Raw genomic sequence first — 4,400 nt, forward strand, 5'->3', positions numbered from 1 at the left:
AGAGGTCCGGCCCCGCCGTACGGCGTCAGTGCTCGCGACGTGCTGTCGCGGGCGGTGTCATGGAGCGCAGTGCTTCGGCGCCGGGGGGACGGCGCACTGGAACAGTGTCGGGTTGATCTGGGACGGAGGCCGCCACGCGTGCGACGCCTGCTCGTAGTCGTAGGCGAGGCCGAGCAGCTTCGCCTCGGAGAACGCCGTGCCGAGGAACGAGAGCCCGACCGGGCGGCGGTTCGCGGCCGAGTATCCGGCGGGCACGATCACAGTGGGGTATCCCGCGCGGGCGCCGATGCCGGCCGATCCACTGCCCGGGAAGAGGATGGCCTTGACGTCGTTCTGCGCGAGCGCGTCGTCGATCCGGGCGCGGCTTTGCTGGAGGCCCGCCTCTCGGTCGGCCTCGTACTGCGCCTTGTCCGCTGTGAGGTCGACGGCCTGAGACGCCGTGAGCTGCGTCTGCCCGAACTTCGTGGCCACCTGTGCGTTGGCGTCGTCGAAGGTGATGATGTCGGCCAGCGTCTCCATCGGCGCGTTCTGGGGCAAGCGCGCGAGGTAGGCGTTGAGGTCGCGTTTGAACTCGTACGTCAGGATGCTCGGCGGCAGGCCGGAGGTGCCGAGCGTCACGGGGACCAGCGTCGCGCCCTCCCGGCGCAGCACGTTGAGCGCCTCGGCGTACACGGGATCGGCCGATTCGACGTAGCCGAGACGGGTGCCCTGCAACGCCGTCGTGGACAGTGACCTGGTGTAGTCGGTGGAGGCGTACGGGGCGCCGGCCTCGGTCGCCGGGTCCTCGGGGTCGACTCCCTTCATCCAGGTCATCATCGCGGCGGCGTCGTACACGCTGCGGGTCATCGGCCCGGCGGTGTCCTGCGTCGCCGAGATCGGAACGACGCCGGTACGGCTGATGAGACCGACCGTCGGTTTGACGCCGACCAGGGAGTTGGCGTTGGAGGGGCTGAGGATCGAGCCGGACGTCTCGGTGCCGACCGTCAGCGCGGAGAGCCCGCTCGCGGCCGCGGAGCCGGAGCCCGAACTCGAACCGCTCGGAGTCTGGCTGACGTCATAGGGGTTGAGCACCTGCCCGCCGAGGGAGCTGTATCCCGACGGCATTCCGGACGTCATGAAGTTGGCGAACTCGGTGAGGTTCGTCTTGCCGAGGATCACCGCGCCCGCCCTGCGCAGCCGCTGGACGACAGGGGCGTCATCCTTGGGGTAGGAGTTCTTCAGCGCGACCGACCCCGCGGTGGTGGGCATCCCCTTGACGTCGATGTTGTCCTTCACGAGCACCGGAATGCCGTGCAGTGGGCCGCGGACACGGTGCCTCTTGCGCTCGGCATCGAGCCCGGCGGCGTCCTTGACGGCGCTCGGGTTGAGGGCCCGCACCGCGTTGAGGCCGGGGCCTCGGGAGTTGAGCAGCGCGATCCGGTTGAGGTAGGCCTCCGTGAGTCCCTTGGACGTGATCTTGCCGCCGTCGAGCAGCTTCTCGAGCTGGCCTGCGGTCGCCGTCGCCAGGTCGATCGGGAGTGGCTTGTTCGCGGAGTCGGCATGGGCGCCGGACACGAGTCCGGCGCCGAGCCCGACGGTCAGGAGGGTGCTCGATGTGACTGCGGCCGCGACGAGGCGGCTCCGGACGCGGGTGAGGATGGGGGGCACGACAAGACTCCTTCACCGGGGGCGGGGCACCCAGATCAAAGCAGGATCGATCACACCGAGCGAGAGGCCGCCGGCCGAATTAACAAGATCTTTAAGGGTTGGGATCATCAGGGCGACATTGTTTCGGGGGTATGACCGTGGCGACGCGGCCGGAGCGGAGTCGGACCATCACCCATGCGATCTCAGGAGTTCCCATCATGCGTATCGGGCTGGCCGTTCCCCAGTACGGCGCCTTCACGACGAATCCGGACGACATCGTCGAGGTGAGCAGAGGAGCCGAGGCCATGGGCTTCGACAGCCTGTGGGCGGGCGATCGTATCCTCGCCCCGCTCGAACCTCGTGACCGGTATCCGGGGCGCGATGGTGTGCTGCCGCCCGAGTACGCGGCCTTCCTCGATCCCCTTGGCGTCCTGACGCTGTCCGCCGCGGTCACCGAACGGGTCCGGCTGGGGACCAGCACACTCAACGCCCTGTGGTACGCGCCGGTGATCTTGGCCCGTGCGTTGACCACGCTGGATGTGATCAGCCGCGGCCGACTGGACGTGGGCTTCGGTCTGGGTTGGTCGCGCGACGAGTACGGGGCCGTGAACGTGCCCTGGGAAGGCAGGGGCGGCCGGCTCGACGAGACGCTCGACGTGCTGGAGAAGATCTGGTCCGACGAGGTCGTGGAGCACGACGGGGCGCGTTTCTCGATCCCTCCGACGACGATCCGCCCCAAGCCCGTACAGCGCCCTCGACCGCCGATCCTGCTCGCCGGGTTCACTCCGGCGGCCCTTGACCGCGTCGGCAGGCGGGCCGACGGCTGGCTCGGCGTCGGCATGCCGCTGACCTACCTGACCGTGTTGTGGGAGAGCATCCTCAAGGCGGCCGACGCCGGCGGCCGTGACCGCTCCGAACTGCGCCTCGTGCAGCGCCTCAACCCCCTCCTGGCCGAGGAGAAGGCCGAGCCCGATCGGCTCCCCACCACGGGCACGCTCGGCCAGTTCATCGACTACGCGCGGTCGGCCGCCGGGGCGGGGGTCGACGAGCTCTTCATCGACCTCCAGCAGACCACGACGACGACGGGCGAGTTGCTGGACATCGCGGGCGCCTTCATCGAGGGGGTCCGCGCCGGATAGCCTCAGGCGACCCGGCCCGCGCCGGTTGCAGGTGGGTCAGTACGGCATTGTCGAGGTCGAGTGGGGTGCCGTCCCAGTCGGGCACGATGGTGTCAGGCGTGATGACGGCCCGATGCTGCTCTCGAATGTCGCCGGTCACGGATACCGGGACCGGTACGGCCGGGATGCGGGCTCCGGTCGGTGTGGCGAAACGCAGCTCGTGCGACGTCGCTTTCGGCGGCCAGGGTGTCTGCGTCGGTGTGGACGATGACCTGGAACGCCTCCGGATCGCTCGCGTCGCGCGCTTTCCCGCTGAGGTAGGCGGTGAAGATGGCGGTGAGGGCATCGGGCAGCGCGGGAGGTTCCTCCTTGGCGGTGGGAGGCGTTTCCGCGGAAACGCCTCAGCCGACGCCGACCTGCGGCCTCGGCGAGGTGGCCGGGCCGCGGCGGGTGATCCGCGGCGCTGAACGTGAGGCGCTACGCTGAAGACGTGCGTACGCGTTCACCACAGCTCTGGTGGGCCGCCTGAGGGCGGTCACCACCGACGTGCGCGCAGCAGACTGACGCTTACGGCCGCCCCGGCGAGGGCGGCCTTTTGCGTGGGGCAGGTCCCGTCGGGCGGCACGTTCTACTCAGAGGAGCGAGCCCCATGACCCAGCCCACCACGCCTGAGCGCCGCATCTTCTCGGGCATCAAGCCCACCGGACGCCTGACCCTGGGGAACCACCTGGGCGCCCTGCGCCGGTTCGTCGACCTGCAGCACGAGGTCCGATGTCTGTTCTCGGTCGTCGACCTGCACGCGCTCACCGTCGACCACGACCCTGCCCGGCTGCGCGCGCTGACCCGGGAGGCCGCGACGCTCTACCTCGCGGCAGGGCTCGACCCGTCCGTGTGCGTGCTGTTCCGGCAGGGCGACGTGCCTCTGCATGCCGAGCTGTCCTACCTGCTGGAGTGCACGGCGCACGTCGGCGAGCTCGGCCGGATGATCCAGTACAAGGAGAAGGGCCGCGACCGGCCGCAGACGCGGGTCTCGCTGTTCACCTATCCCGTCCTGATGGCGGCCGACATCCTGGCCTATCGCGCAACCGAGGTTCCGGTCGGCGATGACCAGCGCCAGCACGTGGAACTGGCCCGTGACCTCGCGGCGCGCTTCAACCGCACGTACGGCCCGGTGCTCGTCGTTCCGGAGATGACACCCGCGCCGGTGGCCGCGCGCGTCATGGACCTGCAGGACCCGACTCGCAAGATGAGCAAGGAGGGGCCCGACGACGCGCTCGGCGCGATCCGTCTGCTCGACCCGCCCGATGTCGTACGCCGTAAGGTGTTGCGGGCCGTCACGGACTCGGGCGCACACGTGCGGTACGACGTTCAGACGCAGCCCGGCGTCGCCAACCTGCTCGACATCCTCGGCGGTTGCACCGGTGAGAACGACCTGCACGCGCTGGCCGAACGGTACTCGTCGTACGGCTCGCTGAAGCGGGACGTCGCCGACGCCGTGATCGCCCTGCTCACGCCCTTGCAGAAGCGGTACGCCGACCTGGCCGCCAACGCCGGCGAGGTGGACGCGGTGCTACGGCGGGGAGCGGAGCAGGCGATCGAGATCGCCGCCCCCACCCTCACCGACGCCAAGCGCGCCATGGGCCTGGGCGGCTGAGC

The 4,400-nt window shown here is 69.8% G+C and carries 3 protein-coding genes; 2 read left to right on the forward strand and 1 reads right to left on the reverse strand.

Annotated features, from left to right (window positions below; all coding sequences use genetic code 11):
- Positions 1-57: 57 nt before the first annotated feature.
- Entirely contained in the window at positions 58-1,647 is a 1,590-nt protein-coding gene (locus HKK72_RS36510) for an amidase family protein (RefSeq protein ID WP_222721600.1), read from the reverse strand.
- Positions 1,648-1,844: 197 nt separating this feature from the next.
- Between HKK72_RS36510 and HKK72_RS36515 the strand changes: the two genes are divergently transcribed.
- The gene (locus HKK72_RS36515) at positions 1,845-2,765 is read left to right on the forward strand and encodes a TIGR03619 family F420-dependent LLM class oxidoreductase (RefSeq protein WP_187238961.1); all 921 of its coding nucleotides are present in this window, start codon (positions 1,845-1,847) and stop codon (positions 2,763-2,765) included.
- Between the two features lie 628 nt (positions 2,766-3,393).
- Positions 3,394-4,398: a tryptophan--tRNA ligase gene (gene trpS, locus HKK72_RS36520; protein ID WP_187238962.1), complete on the forward strand. Its 1,005-nt coding sequence runs from the start codon at positions 3,394-3,396 to the stop codon at positions 4,396-4,398.
- Positions 4,399-4,400: the final 2 nt, after the last annotated feature.

This window comes from Actinomadura sp. HBU206391 (genome assembly GCF_014323665.1).
In the GTDB taxonomy this organism is placed as follows: Bacteria; Actinomycetota; Actinomycetes; order Streptosporangiales; family Streptosporangiaceae; genus Actinomadura_C.

Excerpts from the sequence above, each read along its gene's own strand:
- HKK72_RS36515 (WP_187238961.1), top strand. The coding sequence starts at position 1,845 with ATGCGTATCGGGCTGGCCGTTCCCCAGTACGGCGCCTTCACGACGAAT.
- trpS (WP_187238962.1), top strand. The coding sequence starts at position 3,394 with ATGACCCAGCCCACCACGCCTGAGCGCCGCATCTTCTCGGGCATCAAG.